At 46.3% G+C, this 21,799-nt stretch carries 19 protein-coding genes and 1 riboswitch; of the genes, 12 read left to right on the top strand and 7 right to left on the bottom strand.

Going from position 1 to position 21,799, the window contains the following annotated elements; translation table 11 throughout:
- Positions 1 to 57 precede the first annotated feature (57 nt).
- The 7 genes from H6F73_RS20820 (at position 58) to H6F73_RS20855 (ending at position 5,954) form a co-directional block, all read left to right on the top strand.
- Positions 58 to 474: a hypothetical protein gene (locus H6F73_RS20820; RefSeq protein WP_190760688.1), complete on the top strand. Its 417-nt coding sequence runs from the start codon at positions 58 to 60 to the stop codon at positions 472 to 474.
- A 208-nt stretch (positions 475 to 682) separates the two neighbouring features.
- Positions 683 to 1,642 (top strand): GTP-binding protein, encoded by a 960-nt coding sequence (locus H6F73_RS20830; RefSeq protein ID WP_199330704.1) that lies wholly within the window; start codon positions 683 to 685, stop codon positions 1,640 to 1,642.
- The gene (locus H6F73_RS20835) at positions 1,630 to 2,676 is read left to right on the top strand and encodes a PD40 domain-containing protein (RefSeq protein WP_190760691.1); all 1,047 of its coding nucleotides are present in this window, start codon (positions 1,630 to 1,632) and stop codon (positions 2,674 to 2,676) included. The genes H6F73_RS20830 and H6F73_RS20835 overlap by 13 nt, the downstream gene beginning before the upstream one ends.
- A gap of 175 nt (positions 2,677 to 2,851) precedes the next feature.
- A riboswitch (cobalamin riboswitch) is annotated at positions 2,852 to 2,998 on the top strand.
- A gap of 29 nt (positions 2,999 to 3,027) precedes the next feature.
- The gene (locus H6F73_RS20840; RefSeq protein ID WP_190760692.1) at positions 3,028 to 3,786 is read left to right on the top strand and encodes an energy-coupling factor ABC transporter permease; all 759 of its coding nucleotides are present in this window, start codon (positions 3,028 to 3,030) and stop codon (positions 3,784 to 3,786) included.
- A 66-nt stretch (positions 3,787 to 3,852) separates the two neighbouring features.
- A complete protein-coding gene (locus tag H6F73_RS20845) occupies positions 3,853 to 4,158 on the top strand; it encodes an energy-coupling factor ABC transporter substrate-binding protein (RefSeq protein ID WP_190760693.1) in 306 nt (101 codons plus the stop codon).
- 42 nt (positions 4,159 to 4,200) lie between these two features.
- Positions 4,201 to 4,998 (top strand): cobalt ECF transporter T component CbiQ, encoded by a 798-nt coding sequence (cbiQ, locus tag H6F73_RS20850; protein ID WP_190760694.1) that lies wholly within the window; start codon positions 4,201 to 4,203, stop codon positions 4,996 to 4,998.
- Positions 4,999 to 5,099: 101 nt separating this feature from the next.
- Positions 5,100 to 5,954: an ABC transporter ATP-binding protein gene (locus H6F73_RS20855; protein ID WP_190760695.1), complete on the top strand. Its 855-nt coding sequence runs from the start codon at positions 5,100 to 5,102 to the stop codon at positions 5,952 to 5,954.
- Positions 5,955 to 6,000: 46 nt separating this feature from the next.
- Here the strand turns inward: H6F73_RS20855 and H6F73_RS20860 are convergent, their stop codons facing one another.
- Positions 6,001 to 6,249 (bottom strand): hypothetical protein, encoded by a 249-nt coding sequence (locus H6F73_RS20860; RefSeq protein ID WP_190760696.1) that lies wholly within the window; start codon positions 6,247 to 6,249, stop codon positions 6,001 to 6,003.
- Between the two features lie 748 nt (positions 6,250 to 6,997).
- Between H6F73_RS20860 and deoC the strand changes: the two genes are divergently transcribed.
- The 4 genes from deoC (at position 6,998) to H6F73_RS20880 (ending at position 12,005) form a co-directional block, all read left to right on the top strand.
- Positions 6,998 to 7,687 carry a deoxyribose-phosphate aldolase gene (gene deoC / locus H6F73_RS20865; protein WP_190760793.1) on the top strand — a complete coding sequence of 230 codons (690 nt, stop codon included), beginning with the start codon at positions 6,998 to 7,000 and terminating at the stop codon, positions 7,685 to 7,687.
- Positions 7,688 to 7,843: 156 nt separating this feature from the next.
- Positions 7,844 to 8,881: a DNA repair protein RecO gene (gene recO, locus H6F73_RS20870; protein WP_190760697.1), complete on the top strand. Its 1,038-nt coding sequence runs from the start codon at positions 7,844 to 7,846 to the stop codon at positions 8,879 to 8,881.
- 3 nt (positions 8,882 to 8,884) lie between these two features.
- Positions 8,885 to 10,477 (top strand): MFS transporter, encoded by a 1,593-nt coding sequence (locus tag H6F73_RS20875; RefSeq protein ID WP_190760698.1) that lies wholly within the window; start codon positions 8,885 to 8,887, stop codon positions 10,475 to 10,477.
- A 253-nt stretch (positions 10,478 to 10,730) separates the two neighbouring features.
- Complete coding sequence (locus tag H6F73_RS20880) at positions 10,731 to 12,005, top strand: glycosyltransferase family 4 protein (protein WP_190760699.1); 1,275 nt, start codon at positions 10,731 to 10,733, stop codon at positions 12,003 to 12,005.
- A 90-nt stretch (positions 12,006 to 12,095) separates the two neighbouring features.
- Here the strand turns inward: H6F73_RS20880 and H6F73_RS20885 are convergent, their stop codons facing one another.
- Entirely contained in the window at positions 12,096 to 14,498 is a 2,403-nt protein-coding gene (locus H6F73_RS20885; RefSeq protein ID WP_190760700.1) for an ATP-dependent helicase, read from the bottom strand.
- Positions 14,499 to 14,783: 285 nt separating this feature from the next.
- Between H6F73_RS20885 and H6F73_RS20890 the strand changes: the two genes are divergently transcribed.
- Positions 14,784 to 15,740, top strand: coding sequence for a DUF4349 domain-containing protein (locus H6F73_RS20890; protein ID WP_190760701.1), 957 nt, complete (start codon positions 14,784 to 14,786; stop codon positions 15,738 to 15,740).
- A 209-nt stretch (positions 15,741 to 15,949) separates the two neighbouring features.
- Here H6F73_RS20890 and H6F73_RS20895 read toward each other — a convergent pair whose 3' ends face one another.
- The 5 genes from H6F73_RS20895 to H6F73_RS20910 all read right to left on the bottom strand — a co-directional run bounded on the left by H6F73_RS20895 (position 15,950) and on the right by H6F73_RS20910 (position 21,734).
- Complete coding sequence (locus H6F73_RS20895) at positions 15,950 to 16,606, bottom strand: SnoaL-like polyketide cyclase (protein ID WP_190760702.1); 657 nt, start codon at positions 16,604 to 16,606, stop codon at positions 15,950 to 15,952.
- Between the two features lie 545 nt (positions 16,607 to 17,151).
- A complete protein-coding gene (locus H6F73_RS26110) occupies positions 17,152 to 17,718 on the bottom strand; it encodes an IS630 family transposase (RefSeq protein WP_199330705.1) in 567 nt (188 codons plus the stop codon).
- An 11-nt stretch (positions 17,719 to 17,729) separates the two neighbouring features.
- The gene (locus tag H6F73_RS26115; RefSeq protein ID WP_199330706.1) at positions 17,730 to 18,221 is read right to left on the bottom strand and encodes a helix-turn-helix domain-containing protein; all 492 of its coding nucleotides are present in this window, start codon (positions 18,219 to 18,221) and stop codon (positions 17,730 to 17,732) included.
- A gap of 409 nt (positions 18,222 to 18,630) precedes the next feature.
- Positions 18,631 to 20,214 carry an MFS transporter gene (locus H6F73_RS20905; RefSeq protein WP_190760703.1) on the bottom strand — a complete coding sequence of 528 codons (1,584 nt, stop codon included), beginning with the start codon at positions 20,212 to 20,214 and terminating at the stop codon, positions 18,631 to 18,633.
- A gap of 320 nt (positions 20,215 to 20,534) precedes the next feature.
- Positions 20,535 to 21,734: a serine hydrolase domain-containing protein gene (locus H6F73_RS20910; RefSeq protein WP_190760704.1), complete on the bottom strand. Its 1,200-nt coding sequence runs from the start codon at positions 21,732 to 21,734 to the stop codon at positions 20,535 to 20,537.
- Between the last annotated feature and the right edge of the window lie 65 nt (positions 21,735 to 21,799).

Raw genomic sequence — 21,799 nt, forward strand, 5'->3', positions numbered from 1 at the left:
ACCTTGAAAAGATTAGCGAAAACCCTAAGTTTGTACAAAACTCTTGAAAGGTAACTGATGAATAAACTCGTACTGACTTTACTTTCCACTTCCACCGTTTTTAGTTCGCTGCTGTCTGTGTTTGCGATGGTGAATCCCGCCCACGCTGCCGAACCCTTTCCCCGCACCCTAAACGCCTTAACCTGCCAGCAACCGGCTTTGGCGAAGAATTTAGTCTGTATGCGCCTCTCCCAAGCGGTGAATGTTCCAGACTCAACTGTGCCGGCTTCCACAGAAATGGTCACATTTGACAATTCTGAGTCAGGAATTCCCATTCCTGTGGAAATGGTGACACCGGACGATTCGGCGGCAGAACCAGCGATGTTGGAGTTCACCGAGGAAGAAAGCGACGCTGCCATTGCTCAATATGGCTGCGATTGCATTGTTTGTATCAACTTTGTCCGTGAGATGCGCGGTTTGCCTCCCGTTAGCTAATTTAGGATGGGGCATGGGGCATGGGGCATGGGGCAAGGCTTCGCCAACCTAAAGGTATGGGCATTGGGCATTTCTCCCCTTCTCCCCCTCTCCCCTTCTCCCCTTCTCCCCTTCTCCCCCTCTCCCCTGTGGCGAAAATCCACTATACTATTTTGAGACTGATTATCATTCTGATATTTTAGAGGTGTTCCTCGTGATACAAGCTGCAATGTCCAGTTCAATTCCGGTTACAGTGCTCACCGGCTATCTGGGTGCCGGTAAAACAACCCTCCTCAATCGCATCCTGACTTACGAACACGGCAAAAAAGTTGCCGTAATTATTAATGAATTTGGGGAAGTGGGAATTGATAATCAATTGGTGATCAATTCCGTTGATGAAGAAATCTTTGAAATGAATAATGGCTGCATCTGTTGCACCGTGCGAGGCGATTTAATTCGCATCATGGGCAACTTAATGCGGCGCAGAGATAAGTTTGATCATTTAGTCATAGAAACAACCGGCCTTGCCGATCCAGCGCCGGTGATTCAAACATTTTTCATGGATGAAGATGTTCGCAGCCAAACCAATTTAGATGCCGTCGTTACCGTCGTAGACGCTAAGCATATTTGGGAACATTGGGATAGCAGCGAAGCACAAGAACAAATTGCATTTGCCGATGTAATTTTGCTGAATAAAACTGATTTAGTCGCGCCAGAACAGCTTGATGAGCTAGAGAAGCGCATTCGATCAATGAATGCAATGGCAAAAATTTACCGCACTCAAAACGCAGAATTAGACATGGATTCGCTTTTGGGTGTGAAAGCATTTGATTTAGATCGGGCGCTGGAAATTGACCCGCAATTTTTAAATGAAGAAGCCCACGAACATGATGAATCGGTGTATTCCGTGGCATTGGTAGAAACCGGCGCACTCGATGGCGATAAATTAAACGATTGGCTAGCTAATTTATTGCAAACGAAGGGGGTGGATATTTTTCGCATGAAAGGGATTTTGAATATTGCCGGCGAAGAGAACCGCTTAGTGTTCCAAGGTGTTCACATGATATTTGACGGGAAACCGGATCGCCCTTGGAAGCCTGGAGAAACCCGGAAAAGTGAACTGGTTTTTATCGGTCGCAATCTTGACGAAGCTCAATTAAAAGAGGATTTTCTCAAGTGTTTGGCTTAGGAATTGCCGGCCAAGAAATCGTGGATCTGAAATGGCAAGGAACTCTTTCAGATTACGTCACCGCAGTTGCGTGGTCGCCCGATGGCAAAACTTTAGCAGCGAGTTCATCTGCCGGCGAGGTGATTTTGTGGCAAGGTTTAGAGACGGCTAAAACCTTGCAAATGGGTGCCGGTGACTCGATAGATTGCCTTGCCTTTTCTTCCGATGGCCAACTGCTAGCGGCTGCCGGCCAAGAAGGCACAGTCAAGATTTGGCGCGTGTCTGATCAGTCGCCCTTGTATTGCCTGGAAAACGCGCCGGCATGGGTTGACCGGCTAGCGTGGAGTCCCACGGGCAACCAACTTGCATTTAGTACCGGGCGTTACGTGCAAATATGGGATGCCGGCAAAGGAGAAATCATCGCAAAGCTGAATTTTGAAGCCTCCTCAGTTTTGGATCTAGCTTGGCATCCCACCGTTGAATATTTGGCGATTGCCGGCTATCAAGGCGTCAAAATTTGGAATACTCAAAATTGGGAAGACGATCCCTACTCCCTCGTAATTCCCTCTGCAACTGCAGTTGTGAAATGGTCACCCGATGGCAAATATTTAGCCGGCGGCAACCTGGATAAAACCCTCACCGTTTTAGAATGGGGCAACCCTCATCCCTGGGTAATGCGGGGTTTTCCCGGCAAAGTGCGCCAGTTAGCTTGGTCAGATCAAGCCACCGAATTCGGTGCGCCTCTGCTAGCGGCTGCCAGCGCCGGCACTATTTCCGTTTGGGAAAAGCAACGAGAAGCTAATGCCGGCTGGGAAGCTTGGGTTTTGGAACTACATGAGGGCGTCGTTGGCAGCTTAAGCTTTCAACCGGCTAGCTTTCTCCTCGCCTCAGCCAGTGAAGATGGCCACGTTTGTCTATGGCAAAAAGCTGAACAACTCGCGCAAATTCTGGAAGGCGCACCGGCTGGTTTTTCTTGCTTAGCCTGGGACAGCCAAGGACATCAACTTGCTGCCGGTGGTCAAGAAGGCCAATTATTAATTTGGTCAAAATCCTAACGCGGAAAAGGTTTTGGCTGATCGCTTGTCTCCACTCCAGTAATTTCCAAAGGTAATCATTTCCCCCTATTTTTCCCTCTCCCACTCAGCACTATCTCCCCATGCCCAATGCCCAATGCCCCATCCCCAATGAATTTATCTAACGTTCGCTGTCTTAAACAGTTAAAATGCTTTAACCTCTTAAAGCTTGGTCGGTTCTGGTGGCTGTCACCAGACGTAAGGGGGAAAGTTCGGTGCCAATCCGACACTGTCCCGCAGCTGTGATGTAACCGCCACGGGTGGTTGCTAAGTCAGAATGCCCACCGACTGTATAAAAACCTGTTATCCATCTGCGAGGTACAGATGATAAGGATGAAAAGACATTTGTTAAAACCTAGTGGATTATTCCTAGCCGGCCTGATCTTATTTTTGAGTATCGGCGCACCGGCACCCGCCTATGGAATGCACATCATGGAAGGCTTTTTGCCGGCACCGTGGGCAATCTTTTGGTGGTTGGTGTTTATCCCATTTTTCGCTTTGGGGTTGCGATCGCTGCACCGCATCACCAAAGAAAATCCGGAATTAAAATTACTTCTCGCCTTAGCCGGCGCGTTTGCTTTCGTCCTGTCTGCCTTAAAAATGCCTTCAGTCACCGGCAGCAGTTCCCACCCCACCGGCACAGGTTTAGGGGCAATTCTGTTTGGCCCTATGGCCATGTCTGTTTTAGGCAGTTTAGTGCTGCTCTTTCAAGCCTTATTGCTGGCGCATGGCGGTTTGACCACTTTGGGAGCAAATGCAGTTTCGATGGCCGTCGTCGGGCCGTTAGTGGCCTATGCTGTGTATCAGTTGGTGATGAAGGTAGCCGGTAAACAGAAAGTTGCGATTTTTTTGGCGGCAGCAGTGGCAAATTTAACCACTTACCTTGTCACTTCGTTGCAACTAGCCTTGGCGTTTCCCTCTGCAACCGGCGGCTTTGTTGCCTCGTTTGTCAAGTTTGCTGGAATTTTTGCACTCACTCAAGTTCCTTTAGCAATCAGCGAGGGATTGCTGACTGTGTTGGTTTGGAATTGGCTTGCGAGTTATGGGCGTCAAGAATTGGAACAATTAAAGTTAATTAAGCGGGGCGCTTAGTTAAGTTTTTGGTAATAGGGGATTTGGGAATTTTTTAGTTATTTAATGTCTGAAAGGTTTTGAGTAATGCAGCAGAAACAAAAAGCTTGGGATAATTGGCTGTTAATTTTGGGAGTGGTATTTTTAGCGGCGATGCCGTTAATTTTGGTGAAAAATTCAGAGTTTGGGGGTGCGGATGGCCAAGCAGAGGAGGCGATTCAGGAAGTTCAGCCCGATTATAAGCCTTGGTTTGAGCCGGTTGTAGAGTTACCGGGTGGAGAAGTTGAATCGCTCTTATTTGCAGTGCAAGCTGCTGCCGGTGCCGGCGTAATTGGATATGTGATTGGCTTATACCGGGGCCGAGGTTTTCGGGAAGTAAAAAGTAAAAAGTAGAGAGCTAAATTTTCGCTTACTTTTTCCTTTTGCCTTTTTTTCATGCACCTTTATATCGATACGCTGGCTTACACGAATCGGTTGCGGTATTTGCCACCGGCACATAAATTACTGTTTGCGATTATCCCCCTATTTATCGCTTTTTTCAGTCATGCGCCGGTACAATTGGCAGTAATCATCTGGATGACGATCTGGACAATTGGTTATGCGCGAATTCCCTTGGGAGTTTATTTAAAAATGATTGCCGGCGCTGGGGTATTTTTACTCATGAGTTTACCGGCACTCATGCTTAACATGACTTCAGTCAGCGAAATGCCGGCAATTCTTTCAGATCGATGGATAGGAATAGAATGGGGTGATTGGTATTTTTATATCAGTCACACCGGCACTCAACAAGCACTCGGCATTTTGTTGCGATCGCTTGCCGGGGTTTGCTGTCTGTTTTTCATCCTTCTCACCATACCGTTTGTAGAAATTCTACAAGTTTTGCGCCGGCTGGGATGTCCAACCCTTTTAACAGAACTATTGCTATTAATGTATCGCTTTATTTTTGTGCTGCTGCAAACTGCAGGTGAATTGTGGATCGCCCAACAAGCGCGGAACGGACATCGCTCTTGGAGCATCACTATGCGTAGCCTAACATTATTAATCGGTCAATTATTACAGCGCACCCTCGAACGCTATCGACAGTATTCCTTTACCCTCGCATCACGCGGTTTCACCGGCGACTTCCAAGTTTGGCACCCACAGCGCACTCGTCCCTCGCGCCGGTATACCCTAGAAGCATCCCTCGGCTGCATTGCATTACTTGGACTCGAAATGCTTACAAGCTATCGATAATAGTCCAATGCCTCAGAGATGAGGAACTAGGGAAAAGTGAGAGAGGGTAAGGACATTTCGCTTACCATTCCCAATGCCCAATTCCCAATTCCCAATTCCCAATGACACAATGGTTACTTGAATTTGATGGCGTACACTACGCCTATCCAGCCAGCCAGCAGCCGGCACTCAACGGCTTGACATTACGGGTGCCGGTGGGAAAAAAAAGCGCCCTGATCGGTCATAATGGTTGCGGCAAATCCACCCTCCTATTCCTAGCCGATGGCTTGCATCAACCTCAACAAGGAATGCTGCGATGGCATGGCAAACCAATGCGCTATGATCGGCACTCCCTAATTCAGCTTAGACGACAAGTAGGGCTAGTGTTTCAAGATCCAGAGCAACAACTTGTAGCGCCTACTGTTGAGGAAGATATTTCTTATGGCTTATGTAATTTAGGATTATCCGCCGCTGAAATTAGCTGGCGTGTTGATACAGCTTTAGCTGATTTTGGATTAACTGAACTAGCTACTAGACCTGTACATCATCTTAGTTTAGGGCAAAAGAAACGAGTTGCCCTTGCCGGCGTGATGGTACTACAGCCTGAACTATTATTACTAGATGAACCCACCGCTTATTTAGATCCATTGCAGACACGGCAGCTAATGGCAAAACTTGAACAAATTCATGCTGCCGGCACCACTCAATTAATGGCAACGCACGATTTAAATCTAGCTTATCAGTGGGCAGATTGGATTTTTGTGATTCACCAAGGACGCCTGATCACTGAAGGCGACGCAGTCGCTGTGTTTTCTCAGCGTCATCTGTTGCAGGATTTACAGATAGGTGTTCCTTTGCTTTGGGAAGTTTGGGAGACGTTACTTGAACAAATGCCGATGACGACAGGAATGCAACGCCCCAAAACAGCTGATGAGTTGCGCGAGCAATTACGGTTAAAGATGCCCTTACGGGAATAATCTAGCACGTTATGAAATAAGCCAAGACCCTTGTTGTTCAGCGGTTTTACTGAGCTTCCGGCATGATTTGCCGTGGCTGCTTTTCTTTGGCTTTTGACAGTTGCTCTAGATAAGCCACAGGAACCACAACAGGCCACAAAACACTCGCCATAACCAAAGTTACCAAGGAAAGCTGCTTTTCTTCTTCCGATAAATTTCCGGCTTCGCGCTTGAAGAATTGCAGCCAACTCGTGAAAAAGCAGGGAGCGCTGACGAGGTAAACCAATCCAAATGAGCCTACAAGTAGGGTGGCCATCGTTATTTTTCCTTAAGTTAAGTAATATCAACCAGCTACTGACCTTGGCATAACTTATGAGGAACTGTGCCTTTAAGTCATCTTTACAAGGGTATATTTACTAGTTTTGACTATGTACTACTTTAAACCTAGTTTTATCCAATTTTGTTATATTTTATACAAATTTACAGAATTTTTACAAAAATTTACTTGTTGTCAACTGCAAATATACTGAAAAATACTCAGCTCTTTAGTTTGTTTCTCTATCTTAAGTCGTAGGAGCTGTCTTCAAGCAATTTTTGACAAAATTAGCAAAGCAACTAACTTCTAATTTGCATAAAGTTAAAACCAATTGTTAACCCACTTATAAAATAATTGCCCATTAAAGGTTTTTATAAAATACTCTTGAGTAGTTGAAAAACCTTTTATTTAAACGGGTTGCAGCATTTCATCGGATAGAAATCCGACAACCAATTTAGGATTGCTATATAGGGATAGATACTGTCCGAACTCTTAAGAAAAAGCAAACTAGGTGTTGAAGTAAAATTGAGGCCCAGTGAAGCGGCTGCCGGCACGAGGGGGATTTGTGGGAGGCGCTACAGTAGCGAGAACACTGGAATGCAGAGGCAGAGGCATTTGTAGCTATCCAGAGCGCACTGGGCCGATCTCAAGACTTGCGAGGTGCGTATCCGTAAAGATTCCAGCAGTTGCTTTAAAGTTCTTAAAATTTCTGATACAAGTGAAAAGTATATCTAATGGAGAACGAGCAATGGCTGCGGCTCAGCCAGAAATTGATATCGCGCCTTTTATCGATCACGCCCTGCTGAACCCAACAGCAACGCCGGTAATGCTTCAGAAGTGGTGCGAAGAGGCAGATCGCTTTCAGTTCGCGACAGTGTGCGTATATCCAACCTACGTGCGTCAAGCCGCAACACTTTTGCACGGCAAGCAACCGCGAGTGTGTGTAGTGATCGGCTTTCCCACCGGCGCAACAACATCGGCAGTGAAATTGCATGAAGCTCAAGAAGCTGTAGAGAATGGTGCGACTGAACTGGATGTGGTGATTAACTTAGGTTGGTTGAAAGCCGGCAAAACAGACGAACTGCACCGGGAGATTGCGGAAATTTGTGACGAGACAGGGCAACCTGTTAAAGCAATCTTAGAAACAGCATTACTCACAGACGAGGAAAAAATTATCGCTGCTGAACTTTGTATGGATGCCGGTGTGGATTTCCTCAAAACCAGCACAGGCGTTTACGGGGGGGCAACTGTGGAAGATATCCGCTTGCTCAAAGAGTTCAGCAAAGGACAGGCAGGAATCAAAGCATCGGGGGGAATCCGTACTTATCAGCAAGCTGTGGAGTTAATTTTAGCCGGCGCAACGCGGCTAGGCACCTCTCGAGGACCCGAATTAATTCGCTTACGCGATAACCTGGAAGAGAAGCATGAAGAAACATAAAGGGGCTAGGGACTAGAGACTAGGGACTAAGAGGAAAAATTTGTACAATGCCCCATGCCCGATGCCCGTACCTTTAGGTTGGCGCAGCCATGCCCAATGCCCCATGCCCCATGCCCCATGCCCCATGCCCCATGCCCCATCCCCTAAATACTAAAAATGGGTCAAACTTACAAAGCGACTGGAATTAACCTGAAAGGCTCACCAATGGGCGAGTCTGACCGGCTCTTGACGATTTTGACGCGGGAGTTTGGTTTAATTCGCGCAGTCGTACCGGGGGCGAGAAAGCCAAACTCGCAGATGGGGGGGCGTGGTGGCTTGTTTGTGGTTAACGAATTGCTGATTCAAAAGGGGCGTTCGCTTGATAAAATTGCCCAAGCAGAAACTTTAGAATCTTATCCGGGTTTAAGTCGGGATCTGGGAAAACTTGCAGCTGGGCAGTATTTGGCTGAAGTGGTACTTTGTCAAGCGTTGAGCGAACAACCGCAGGAAGAACTTTTTTGCTTGCTAAACGAGCATTTGAGCCGAATTGAGCAGTTACCCAACGCAGGCGAGGGTGCAATGTCTGTGCCGGTGCTAGCCCACTTAACGCACGGTGTTTATCACCTTTTGGCTTTAGCCGGCATTGCACCTCAAGTTCAATCCTGCTCTATCACCCAGCGCCCACTCATCCCAGACTTTACCGCGCCAGACTGGCGAGTTGGGTTTAGTATCGCTGCCGGCGGAACCGTGAGTTTACCAGAGAAACGCCGGTTGGAAGGGCCAGGTTCAGGGCCGGCCATCGAACTACCACGATCCGCTTCTTATACTACAAAATTTGCAAGCAGTCAAACTGGATTTAAAGCCGGCACAGAAACGCGACCCAACAAGAATTCTGCCTTAAAAAGCATTGCCATCGGCAACAAAGTGGCTGAGACTACTAACAACAGCTACCGCACACTCATCCATCCCGAAAGACCCGTAAAAATCGATACCCAGCTCAATGCGGTCGAGCTGGCATTACTTCAGCAGCTAGCGGAACCTCAGATATCTTGGCCCCATGCCGGTTTATCTCATTTACGAACCCAGAACACAGAGACAGCTTGGGTCGCAGTTGAACGCATTTTGCGTCAGTACGCTCAGTCTCAATTTGATCGCTCGATCCGCTCGGCTGCTTTAATAGATTCCTATTTTGCCTCCCTGCCCATTTCCCCGTGAGCCATGATGCGACTGTCTGATTCTGATTTTAAAATACAGCATTCACCCCTAAAACACGCTAACCAGCCAGCCAACGAGGTGAGCCAACCCCGCCATCCCGGTAATGGTAGTAATCAAACGCCTTATCGTCGCCCAAGCGCTGATCGCTCAAACGGCAGCAAAGAGCCGGCAGCCCACAGGCTTGATAAAATGCCGGCATCCGAGACTGCCTCGCAAAAAACAGGCGAACCGGCAAATGGACACGGGGCAGCAGATGAGCGAGAGAACATTGAAGCGACACCCCAGGCTGTCTCCCCCTCCACTCCAGAAACCCTCGAACCGGCAGAACCAGAAGAAACAGGATTTAGGCCGATTCTGAGAAATCGCAACTTTGTGACGATGTGGAGCGGCCAGATATTTTCCCAACTGGCCGATAAGGTGTATCTAGTGCTGATGATTGCGCTGATCGCCAGTCGCTTTCAAGCATCAGGACAAACAATCAGTTCCTGGGTTTCAGCGATTATGATCGCCTTTACCATTCCAGCCGTGCTGTTGGGTTCTCTCGCCGGCGCGTTTGTGGATCGGTGGCCCAAAAAGATAGTGATGGTGATCACGAATTTACTGCGTGGTGCGATTGTTTTGGCGCTGCCGGTGCAGTTGTGGGTGGTTCAGGATTGGGCACCTGTGGCGGGACTGCCGGTGGGTTTCTGCATTTTACTCGCCGCAACATTCCTGGTTTCAACGCTGACGCAATTTTTTGCGCCGGCAGAACAAGCAGCCCTGCCTTTGATCGTAGGACGTGGCCAGCTTTTAGCGGCAAATTCACTCTACACCACAACCATGATGGCCTCGGTCATTATTGGGTTTGCCGTGGGAGAACCGTTGCTGGCACTGGCAGACACCTTATTTGGTCACTTGGAAATTGGCAAAGAACTGGTGGTAGGAGGTAGCTATTGCATCGCCGGCTTGCTGCTGCTAGTCCTTAAAACCGGCGAAAAGTCAATGCCGGCAGATCATGAATCTCCCCATGTTTGGGAAGATATTCGGGATGGTCTGCGCTACTTGCGGGAGAACCGGCGCGTCCGTAACGCGATGATTCAATTGGTCATTCTCTTCTCAATCTTTGCCGCCTTAGCAGTTTTGGCCGTTCGTTTAGCGGAATTGATCCCTGCGATGAAAGCCTCTCAATTTGGCTTTTTACTCGCTGCCGGTGGGGTGGGCATGGGTGCCGGTGCCGCAATTCTCGGTCACGGAGGCCAGCGCTTTTCCCACTCTCAAATGAGTCTGGCCGGTTCAATGGGCATGGCAGCCTCTCTTGCCGGTCTGTCCGTATTCACACAACAACTATGGCCGACATTATTGCTGATTACCCTGCTAGGGGCATTTGCCGCCGTGGTCGGCGTTCCCATGCAAACCACCATTCAGGCAGAAACCCCCGAAGAAATGCGGGGCAAAGTATTTGGGCTACAGAATAACGGCATTAATATCGCTCTCACCTTACCCTTAGCCTTAGCCGGTGTTGCCGAAACTTTCTTCGGATTAAAAGTCGTTTTTCTAGGCTTAGCCGCATTAGCCCTCGCCGGAGGCGTCTTAACCTGGTATATTTCCCGTAAATAGCTGTCATGGTTGAGTAGACTTCTTGCAAAAACCCTTAATCGCATCGAACTTTTAACCTTATCTGCCTATTCCTAACGGCAGAGGATGACCAACATCTGCGCTATCATCTGCGTTTATCTGGGATAAAAAAAACAACCATTGCAAGAAGTCAAGTGTTAACGGTTAATTGTTCGCGCCTGAGTGCGATCAACAATAAACCCTGAAAAATCAACACTGCTCACCGGCAACCCATTGGGCAACAAACAAATAAACAATGCACATCGCTTGGCTTGGAAAAAAATCACCCTTTTGTGGCAATGTAACCTACTCTCGCGAGGTCACCAATGCGCTGCTAGACCGGGGATACGAAGTGAGCTTCCTCCACTTTGCCCAAGAAGCCTTCGACCCGGATAACTTTTTTCCTTACCTGCGGGCCGGTCAGTTCGGCAGCACCGTCCGCACTGCTTTACAGAAGTCAAAAATTGCTCCAATTGTTGCAGAAGCAAGCACCGGCCCTGTTGCCTGCGAAGTTTCTCTACCTTGCCTCTACAAATCCACGATTTACACAATTCCCACCTTAAAATCGAGCAAGGTGTTGAGCGACTCGCTGCGGAAGCTTAAGCCTGACTTGGTTCATGCGTCTCTGACGCTGTCTCCCCTCGACTTTATGCTGCCAGAAATCTGTGAGGAACTGAATTTGCCCTTAGTGGCAACGTTCCACCCGCCGTTTGATGGCAAATTGCGGAATTTGACTTCAGGAACGCAGCAGTTGATGTACCAGTTGTATGCGCCATTTTTGGCAAATTATGACCGGACAATTGTTTTTTCCCAACTACAGCGAGATGTGCTGATGCGCTTGGGCGTTCCAGAATCACGGCTGGCAGTGATTCCGAATGGGGTTGATGTCCAGAAGTATTCCCCTGGCCCTTCCCAGTTAAAGGCTGAATTGGGTGCAAAGCGGATTTTTGTCTATCAAGGCCGCGTTGCCTTGGAAAAGAATGTAGAGGCGCTGCTGAAGGCGTGGAAGCGGGCTGAAATGGGTGCTGATAGCCGGCTCGTGATTGTGGGCAATGGGCCGATGGCAGCCTCGCTGATGCAGTTTTACGGGGAAGATTACGGCATCACTTGGCTGGGATTTATTGGGGATGAGCAGCGGCGGATAGAAATTCTGCGAGGGGCAGATGTGTTTATTTTGCCTTCTTTAGTCGAGGGGCTTTCCCTGTCGCTGTTGGAAGCGATGGCGTGCGGGTTGGCGTGTTTGGCGACGGATGCCGGGGCGGATGGGGAAGTGCTGGAAGCGGGTGCCGGCGTGGTTTTGAGGACGCAGGGGGTGACGGGACAGTTGCGAACGTTGCTGCCGGTGTTTGAACAGCAGCCGGAATTTACCACGATGCTGGGGCAAAAAGCGCGTCAGCGAGTTTTGGAACGTTACACGCTCAGCAGCAATATCTCGCAAGTCGAGAAGCTTTATACTGAGGTCTTGCAGCAACACCGGCAGGTGCCTTTAAAAGTTAGCAGCAGTCAGGCAAGATTTATGAATCCGTTTTAAAGTTTTGGTGAATGGAATTTATGCCGGCATCTGCAGATTTGGGGTGCCGGTTTTACATTTATGCCGGCTTACTGTTAACAATTCAAATAACTAAAAACCCAGGATAGTTTCAGCAGATAAATGCATTACAGAATTGGGAAACCGGCCTTTGAGTGCCGGCAGCACAGGACAGGGTTTTTTATCTTCTAAGTTATTCGGTTTATTCCAGGTAAAAGGCGCTTTTTGAGCCGCAGACATCCACAGCAAACGCTTCGCGCGCGTCATCGCCACATAAAGCAAACGAAACTCTTCTGCTGTTTTTAAATAACCGGCTTGTTCCCAAGCATTGCCAACATCTGGAATAGGTTTCTTATGTAAGCCGGCACGAATCTTTGCCCTAGCAACTTCCGCCAGTGTGAACTCTCCAAGAAACTGTACTTGAGGCGGCACCCACAATCGGCCTGGAATCGTTTGTTCGTGCAAAAATGGGAGAAAAACGTAATCCCAATCTAACCCTTTTGCCTTGTGCATCGTGATAATTGTCAGCTTGCCGGCTTGCGTATAAAGTGACTCATTATCATCTGTTTCCACCCCTTCAAATCGCTCTGAACTGACAATATCACTCAAAACTGTCAGCACAGAACTCATGGAACTATTTCCGGCATTTTGTTGAGCAACTCTTTCTGCTAATTTATCCGCTGTTGCTAACTCTGCTTGGTTATAATTCAGCGCCAAAGCTAGAAATGAAATTAAATTATAAATCGGTAATTCCATCCGAGCGCGAAGTAAACTACAACAGTAGCGACGTGCTTGCTCAACCGGCTGCGGTTGCGGTTGCGGATCAAGAGGGCCGGGATAGAGGAATTGTTCGGGTAAACTTGCTAAAGTGTTAAGGTCTTGAGTGGGAATTAGCCGGCGTTCCACCAGTACCGTTAGCGCCGCTTTCAAGTAATCTGGAGAATGAGGCCGATCAAGGAATTGCAGCATTGCTAAAATTTGAGCCGGCACATGAGAACGCCGTTCCTGCTGCACCACATCATAAACATCGATCTTGTCTTTATATTGGCGGCTGAGTTCGTTGCCTAACCATTCGCCTTGCCGGTTTTCTCGCACTAAAACTGCTGCCGTACTTTCTGGGTTTTCAGCAAATAACTCAATAACCCGCGCTCCTATCAACTGAACGGTATTATAAATATCGCGGGGCGTGTAAATTTCCAAGCCATGACCGACCGGATCGGGGTTCGCATTCGCTTGCGGATCTCCCACATCAACCCGGTTAATTTGCTGCTCCTCAAAAGGCGGTTCACTTCCCGCTAAATGAGAATTATTCACCCATTTTAAGACAAAATTAGCCGCCTCAATAATAATTTGAGAACTGCGACCGGCTTCATACATTTTCACGCGCCGGTTTTCAGTTGCACAATCCTTACAGAATTCCCGAAAGTATTTGGGATCAGCCGGTGTAAACGTAGAATTAATTGCTTGATTTGGATCTCCTACTCGGACTAGATTTAAAGTTGGAAATGGGGCATTGGGGATTGGGAATTGGGCATTGGTTAGTTTGCCTCTTTCTCCATCTCTTCCTCTGCGCGACTGAGTTGCGAGGATTTCTAGTAACCGAGTTTGCAAGGGTGACGAATCTTGGGCTTCATCTTCAAAAACGGCAAAGACTTGGTTTTGCCACAATTGCCTTGTCCCTTCATTTTCAAGGACGCGCAAGGCTGCTAAAATCATGTCATCGTAATCGATAAAATCACGAGATTGTAGCAAATTTTGATAATTTTCATATAAGCCGGCGGCAATGGTTAAAATCTCATATTCATCCTCTGAAATACCCTCGCTCATCGTGAATAAATCTTGCGGTAAGCAACCCGATGATTTGGCTTCGTGAATCACAGTCATTGCCAAATTTGGCAACACTTCTGTGCGTAAAACAGATTGCCGGCGTAGTCTTTCTGTTTCCTCTCCATCAAATTGCCGCCCTTCGAGTAATCTTTGATACCGGCGCGGATTTGCGGCGATCCACTGTTCCACACAAGTGCGAATTAGCCGGTGATTTTGAGTCGGCGTTACTAATGTGGCAGTATCGAGGCTTAAATGTGAAAGTTCTGGATGGCGAGTGGCAATGTTCAACGCCAAGCCATGCAATGTATTGACCGTAAACCCGGAATAGGGTAATGATAAATTTTTCAGATATTCGCGAATTTTAGCTTTAATATTGGCAGCAGCGGCACGGGTAAAGGTGACAACAACCAACTGCCGGCGGGTGTGTAACTGGTTATTTGCAATTGCCAAAGCTGCGGCAGCCGCCATGCCTGTCGATTTGCCGGCACCAGGAACAGCGGAAACCGCCAAAGGGCCACCTTGCCAGTCCGTCATTTGCTGCTGTCCCGATCGCAGTCCCTCCCGAATGCGACGCACAGCTAACTCGCGTAGCGCTGCCGGTGTGAGTGCTTGCGTCTCGGTATCCGCACTCTCTGAATGGGTAATATTTTTATCTGAATCTTTTGGCATCGTTTGCTTGGCGGCGGAATTTTGAGCCGGTCGTAATTTTGAGTTTATCTCTTAAATAGCAATTCGGAAAATCCCGTTATCTCGTTAGACAGCTGACAAAAATATGAATATAGCAGCGGGTTTAGCCGGCATTTAACGCCTATCGTCCCTTAATTTCCCTGTAAACTCGCCCTACCCCAACTGTTGGCGTTTCAATTTTTGTATCAGTTATGTACACACGATTTATTTGAGGTTAACTTGGGTACACCCAGGAAACAGCACTCGATTTTCGCTAAACAAATCCTTATGAAAATTGACTTCAAACCCAAATCTGCCCAATATTTTGCCCGATTAAACCCGCCTCAAACCTGTGCCGGCAGCCAGCGTTTTAGTGTTGTCTTGCTGCTTGCAGTGCTATCTGCCGTCATGATGGGAAGCTGTGCCCAGCAAGCCAGTCAATACAACGCCTCTATGGCAAGTCCTCCCATGTCGCCGGCAAGTGCTCCAGCACCAGCAAATCAGGCTGTCGCGGCTGCTGAAGTGCCGAAAGCTCCACCCCAACTGATTAAAAATGCAGGACTAACTCTCATGGTTAAATCCATTGACAAAACCATGAAAGAAGTTTCTGCAATCGCCCAAACCCAGCAGGGTGATATCTTGGGATTTCAGAATCAAAAGCCTCAAGATTCCAGTATGCGGCACACAGCATCCATGCGAATTCGGGTGCCACAAAACAAACTTGAAGCTACGTTAGATGCTTTAAATAGATTAGGAACTGTGCAAAAACAAACCCTCACCGCAGAGGATGTTTCTAATCAGTTAGTCGATTTAGATGCGCGGCTGCGAAATTTACGAAAATCTGAAGAATTGACTTTAAAAATAATGGAGCGATCTGGTTCTATTGGGGATGTTTTGAAGGCATCTCAACAAGTAAATACCATTCGCGATGAGATTGAGCGCATTGATGCTCAGTTAAAAAAACTGCGAGATCAGGTTGCGTACTCGACTATTTTGCTAAATTTAGAAGCGGCTGTTTCTGCTTCGTCTGAGACGGAGCCGGCCCTAGGTTTGCGGATGCAGGAAACCTGGGGACAAGCAACTCAGTCAGTGAGTGAATTTAGTTTAGCTTTACTTGCTTTGAGCATTTGGTTAGTTGCTTTCAGCCCTTATTTGCTGTTAGGGGGTGCGGCTATCTATGGCTTTCAACGATTTAGAAAACACAAGTCTCTTGCGACGGTTAATGAGACGAAAGTAAGGGAGTGAAGGGGAGAAATAAAGGTCGAGCCGGTGCTTGGTAATTATCTATAGCAGAATGGCTCTGATGGGATGCTTTCGTTGGGTTTCGCTTCAAATCCGGTTACATCGGAATCATACAGTAGCGAAAGTGATCGTCTCGCTCGCTATAATTAGCGAAAGCGAACGAGACGGTTGCATTACAACGCCAGCGGAAACAAGATGACCTCTTCCTTTGATTAATGACTTACGGGACATCCTCCTCTCGTTAACCCTGTTAAGAAATTATTGGTGTCAAAGAAATGTTCTACAGACTCAATTTTTAAATCCTCTGTGACTTTAGCAATACTAAGACCAATAATTTCAATAGTTTCTCCTTTCCCTTGATGATCTTTGTAAGATCCCTTAAAGATACCCCAGTGTCTCCACTTAAACACAACGCTAGGAGGCCCTGCAACGACTTCGATTAATTCCCAGTGAAAACCGTCGGGAAAAGCTGTGTGAAAGAGGTTGTAGGAGGATTGAAAGGTTTCATCAGACGCGCGGTAGTGGTCTGAGTTTTCTAGAAAGAGATTATAGGTTCCCTGATCTACAATCTCTTCGGCTGTGTATTCTTTTCCTCCATTAGTTCTCATACGGAATTTATCCGTAACGACAGAGATCCATTGTTGGGGATTGGTTTTGAAGGATGCTTCCATTTCAAATGTTCTCACCAGATTATAGGCGATCGCATTCAAAGACCCTTCAACATGATTGTGTTTCTTTTCCTTTTCCAAGGAAGCATTAGTGTGAGAATAGTCTGGACGACTTCCGTACCGCCATTCTACTCCGTCATCCTGTTTCAAAACTTCTTCTCTATCTTGCACCCAGAGGGGTAAGCCGGGAGTTGTACTCATATCTGTTAATCTCCTAGGATTTGGGTTAATACAAATCTTGATACTACAATGAAAGACTGACGGTTTTGATTCGAGAGTATTGGAAAAAATAATATTAGACTGAAAATTGTCGCCCTGTCAATCCTAGGCAGCCATAAACCTAAGAGAATGTTTTAAAAGTGAAGACGTATTGTAAGAAAGCTCACAAGGCTTAAGCTGAAATTTGTAGATACCGGCCAGGGCTGTTTCATTCTAGTTGAGTAGTGGATATGTTAGTAAAGTATCGTACTCATCCCCCGGAGTTGTATGTCTCAACTTGCCATTCTCGAAGCCTTTGCAGACTTGCCTAACACCTATCGCACCGAGTAACCGAATGGGATTCAAATCTCTAACTAACAGCATCGGTACTTTTTAGAGGACTCAGACTAAATTTTGTTTGCTTATACTCCTTTGAAAACAGATGAATACAGATGCTTAATTCGTTGGGGCGAGGATTTATTTTTTTAACCGCAGATCAATCCAGATGTTGGTCATACTCTTTTTTGGGAAAAGGTTATACCAATTCTCTAAACGTTAACTACAGATAGAGCCTCAAGAATATAGGCTCTTCCCGCTATTGATTTAATAACTTCTTTCGTCAATTGTTCCAGTTGTTTACTAATTAAACTCCTCAACTCATCTAAAGTCTTTGGTAATTCCCATCTCAAACCTCGCTTAAGATACTGCCACACTTGTTCTATTGGGTTTGATTCCGGTGTGTGCGGCGGCTGAAACATTAAAATAATGTTATTCGGTATTTTCAGTTTTTTCGCTTTATGAAACCTGACATTATCTAATTGAATAATCAATACGCTATCCGGAAATCTTTGGGCTACCAATTCTAAAAATATCTGAAAGCATTGACTATTCAAATGGGTAAACTCATAAAAGAAATGCTCTCCGGTTTCGGGTTCAACCACCCCATATATATATGTTCCTTGGAATTTCCATTGCACTTTTCCTATGGGTTTTACCCCCGGGCAAGTAATTCTTCTGCCACTTATTGTTTTTAGTCCTATTCGGGTTTCATCTTGACAGAAAAATCTGATCTTTTTCCCTAACCCCATGATGGTTACTGCTATTACGCTCAGCATGGCTAGGTTTTCTAAAAAGTTTTTTTAAAATCTTTTAATCTTTCCTCTGACTGTTCTGTGCTTTTTGGTCTGGCTATTTTTGGGGCGGCTTTGAGTCGATAATATACTAATTGATGGACTGTTTTATAATTGGCTTCTATCCCTAGCTTCTCTCTCAACCATGAGCAAATTTCTCCATAACTGTCGAATCCCCTTGGCGACTGGAGTTTTTTCTGTAGTTCTTTTTCTGCCCACGCTGGGATTTTTCTAGGTCTTCCTGTGCTGACTTTTTTCGCTAAAAGTTCAATGAGTCCTCCTTGACGGTATTTGGTTAACCAATCTTGGACTGTGACTCGATTTCTGCCAATCAGTTCTGCGGCTTCTTTGACCGTTTTAGCTTTTTTTGTTTTGAGTAGGTACAACACTTGTAATCTTTCTTTTCCTGATGCGGTTTTTTCTTGGCTCAGTCGTTTTTTGAGTTCGCTTTCACTTTCTGTGATTTCTAGCTGATAAACTCCTGCCATTTTTTTCCTCAAACTCTATTCAACGTACTATTCTATCCGATGCGTAGTACCTATTTCAAGAACTGGTATTACTAGGGCTGGGATGAAATGAGATAGGCCGTGCAAGAATACTGCTGGTCTTTTTGTATCTTTTTCTTTTAACAAGTTTGGGAGTATATTGATTGATAAGTTGTTAGTGGGATGAACTGCGTTCTTAGGGAACCACTGCACCAGATAGGAGACATCATTGCTGAGCGATACCGGCTCATCAATCTTTTAGGGCAGGGTGGAAACGATTTAGAAAACACAAGTCTCTTTCCAGAGTTCACGAGGTGAAAGTAAGAGAGTGAAAGATAGAAGTGAAAAGTTGAGTGTTTGCCTGGTAATTATCGAGGAGATTCTTCCTTTAGCCTTAAAATTCTGGCAAAAATTAGAGGTGAGAATCAGGCAGATCGCTTGCCGGCAAAGTTTCGGGTGATTGTTCTGTTGGTGTTTGTTCTAAAGGCTCAGCTTCTTCAAGGATGAATGGTTGAAAACGAATATCACCCGGTTCAATGGCTAGCCTTCGCCACCAAGCTGGTAACAGAAGCTGCCAAAACTTACCCAGAGAGACAGCGCGTTGCTCATGAACAAAAACCAAAGGCAGGAGAGCAACCAGCCGCAGGACGGCTGAGAGGGCAAACAGCCCCGGCAAGCCATTGAACTCACTGACAGTTGCGAGAAAGCCACCAAGCGTGATTCCCATTGCGCCGGTGACACCAGGAACCGCCGCCGCGATCGCAAAGTAAATAGACTGATTTCGCAGGGGTGCCACTCCCATCAAAAGATTGCTGCTGCACAGATCAATTGCTGCCCATGTCCCACCGCCGACGATATGCAACAGGGGGAACCAAACCCAAAGGAAAATTGGGGCAGTTCCAGCTTCCAGCCAGAGTAGCGGTGTTAGCGCTACCAAAACCCCGACGGCGATCATCAGGGGCCGATTTCCCACCCGATCAGCCAGTTTCCCCCAGAAAACTAGCATTAGCAAGTTAGCACCGGCTCCTAAGCTGCCATAAAGCGTAACCACGCTGACATCTATTGCTAAGTCATCGAGCAGATAGAGGTTAAAGAAGGGTGCGCTAACATTGACCGCAAAGCTCCATAGAGCAGAGTAAAGCAAAAACTTCAAATAATTGGCGTCTTTGAGGAAGCTAAAAACACTCCCTGTGGACGACTTTTGGGCGGTATCTGAATGGGTGAGATGTACTAGCTGCGGGTTCACATCGGCCATAAAGAACTGAAAGCACAGGCTGACTAACCCCACCGCAATCGCTAGAACTAAGACAGCGCTGTAACCTTGGAGCGTTCCACCAGGCCACTTTGAGATCACTAAACCCACCACCGGCACACCAATAAGATTGGTCAAGCTGATCGCACTGTTGCGAAAGCCAAAATACCGGCCCCGCAATCGCTGAGGGACTAAGGCAGCCAACCAGCTGAACCAAGAAGCTCGGCCCAAAGCTTCCATGATATTGGTGATCCAAATAATGGCCAGTGTTAGCTGCACCAGCCGGTGGTTAGTGATATGAAACGAGCCTCCGAACCAAAGTGCCGGCACGAGAATCAACCACAGCAGTCGTGATGGGCCGAAAATCCAGATGGAATACCAGTGCCGGCTTTTCATCCGATCTGCTATATATGCTCCTAACGGTTGCAGCAGATTCGTTAACTGAGGAATCGAGGCTAGCATCCCGATTTCTACAGGACCGGCACCTAAACCGAGCAAGAAATTGCTGAGCAATGCGCCGCCGATGATGCTGTAAAAAATCGTGGCGAAGATACCTTCGAGCGTTATTGCTTTCAGGCTTGAGCGAATTGCCGGCTTAGAAATTTTTTGAGGCGCGTTTGCCAGAAGTGCTGTCTCTGATGATGCCCGATCTTCTTGGATTTCCTGAAGGGTAAGAGGGATTGCTTCCCCTAAGCTCTCATTTTCGACTTGACTGAATATACTAGACAGCCAATTTTTTAGCATATAAATATTTAATTAGTATGAGTTTGTATTGCCTGACACAAATATCTAAACTTATAAGCCAATTGTGATTGTAACTGTATTCGTTTTCTGTAGATTCTTCCAAAGGAATGATTTTTAGATGAAATTAGTTTGTATTATTTTATACAAAATTTTGGATAACAAGAAAAATTCTTTCTCCTTGATGTTTTGATTTATTAGCTATGTTTGAGGTTTTATTGCTTTTTATTAGCTAGCTTTGAAATTAAAAATTTATTTCAATTTATACAAAAAAATGCTGGCATTGTTGTCATACCACCAGCCTTTGGCTTTGTGTCAAAATTTCATTTATTTAAGAATCGCTTTTTCTTTCTGCAAGCCTTCTCTAAAACCTCACAAACTTTTTTCAAATTAGCCCATTCCGAGTTACTCATCGCCACAAATGCCAGACGTTCATCTGGATAAATTATGAAGCGGGTTCTCGTTTTTGGCTGAGCGCCGATAGCGACAATACGGTTTCTACCTTCGCCGCTTTTCAAAAGAACATCTTTTTTAAACTGTGCCGGCAGCAGATCTTCTCGATTCATCAACCCGTTGCAATATTGTGCCAAATTTTCAACGGTGGAAATAAACCCGCCAGCCGGTAATCTCCAACTCACATCTTTACTTTCAACTCTTGCATATTCTTTCGTTTTTTCATTATAAATATATCCAATTGCCCGACGTGGAATATTCACCCATTCCCAATCTGGTTGAAAGCAACTTTCTGATAAATAACCGGCTTCAGGGTGATTGGGAATGGATGCCGGTGTCATACCAAACGGCACGGCTATTTTGTCACGCACTTTTTCCCAATAAGACTGAGATGTATTGCCGGCACGCTCAATCACCATTCCCGCAAGGGTGTAGCCGTAAACGGAATAACTGTATTGAGTGCCGGGAATATAAAGCAAATGATCGGGATCATTCCAAAAATATTCTCCTGCCCAAAAGATGCCGGTGTTAACATTGGGATCATTAATTAAATGATCTGGAGGAACACCCGCTTCATTTGGACCATTCCTAAAGTCTTTGATCCCTGAAGTATGGTTAAGAAGCATTCGAGGGGTAATGTATAAGCTCGGAGAATTGGGAAGCGGTTGTCTCTGAAACTTGCCATTTTCTAAGGGATAAGCGTAACTATTTGGGAATTTATATTCAGGCACATAATTTCTTACGTCTGTATCGAGATCGAGGGTGCCGGCAAACACAGCTTGCATTGCTGCAACACTTGTTACTGATTTTGACAGGGACGCCCAACGGAACATGGTTTTATGAGCTTCCACCGGCACTTTGTTTTCAAAGTCTTCGTAGCCATAACCTTTTAAATAAATAATTTCTTCATCTTTAACGATGCCAATAGCTAGCCCGTAAAGTTCTTGTTTGCCCATTTCTATCTGCACTGCCCGATCAATTTCCAGATCGTTGGAGTAAGGGTTTGACGTGTTTTCTTCTTTTACTTTATAAGGGCTATTAGGCTGATTCCAAGAAAAGAATTTTTTCAAAGTTTTTTGTAAAGGTTGATTTTTTTTACTGTAGATGATAGCGCAGCGGGCCGTGAGACATACGC

Origin of the sequence: Microcoleus sp. FACHB-68, from assembly GCF_014695715.1 — a bacterium.
Lineage (GTDB): Bacteria > Cyanobacteriota > Cyanobacteriia > Cyanobacteriales > Oscillatoriaceae > FACHB-68.